Here is a 1,097-nt window from a genome sequence, read left to right as displayed (position 1 = left end):
TCATATTCATCGGCCAAAATTTGCCGGATTGATTCCAATAATGAAGCATTATCTTCCACCACCAAAATCTTCATGAAGAGTTCCCCCCTGACCGTTTCACCTGCTATTTATGTTGATTTTATCCTTTTTCATATACAAAAGAAAGCGGGCATATTCCTAGCCGCTTTCTTTATAATTTGTATGTTCACTCGTGCCGCAGTGCCTGGATTGGATTCAATTTCGATGCCTTATTGGCAGGGAATACGCCAAAGACAATCCCGATCAATATCGAGAATAAGAAGGCAGACACTGTCACCGACCATGAATAACTAATCGTTAATGTTGAAAAAGCTGAAATCGACCTTGCGATTCCGAATCCAATTGCCACTCCCAACAATCCCCCTAGGCAGCTCAAGACGACCGCTTCAATTAAGAATTGCAGAAGGATCGATTTCCGGTTTGCCCCGATTGCCTTTCGGATCCCGATTTCCTTCGTCCTTTCCGAGACGGATACCAGCATGATATTCATGATGCCAATCCCGCCCACAAGCAGCGAAATACTGGCAATGCCGCCAAGCATGAGCGTGAATGTATCGGATACGGAGCTCATTGTTTCCATCAAATCCTCTTGATTGGATACGGAATAATTATCACTTTGGCCAGGGAATGAAGTGGTCATCACACCTTGCACTTGATACATGGCCCGTTCCGCGATGTTCTCGTTCTTCGCTTTTACATAAACGGTCCCGATCGTCGTGCTGCCCGTCGCCCGTTCGGCAGTGGTGATCGGTGCAATGATTACATCATCGCCGCTCGAGCCCATGGAGGTTCCTACTGATTTCAGCACACCGATCACTCGATAGGAAACACCGCCGATAAGAACGTTTTGATCCACCGCGTTTTGATTTTCAAAAAGCGTGCTTGCTGTATCAGACCCTAGGATAACGACCTTGGAGCGTAATTCCGTTTCCAGATCCGTCAAAAATCGCCCTTGACTAAGCTCAAGGTCCCGAACCGATAAATAAGCTGAAGTGGCACCGGTCATGGAAACCTGGGCCGAATTTTCACCATTTTTTGCATAAACGCGGCCCGTGACCACAGGCGCAACGTCGGCTATC

General features: G+C 47.2%; 1 protein-coding gene. It reads right to left on the bottom strand.

The annotated features are described in order from the left end of the window. Positions 1-184: 184 nt before the first annotated feature. Positions 185-1,097 (bottom strand): ABC transporter permease (locus CVN76_RS05680; protein ID WP_100530578.1); only part of this gene is annotated, 913 nt, incomplete at its 5' end.

The organism is Bacillus sp. mrc49 (assembly GCF_002803435.1).
This window is presented reverse-complemented; position numbering and strand designations above follow the sequence as displayed.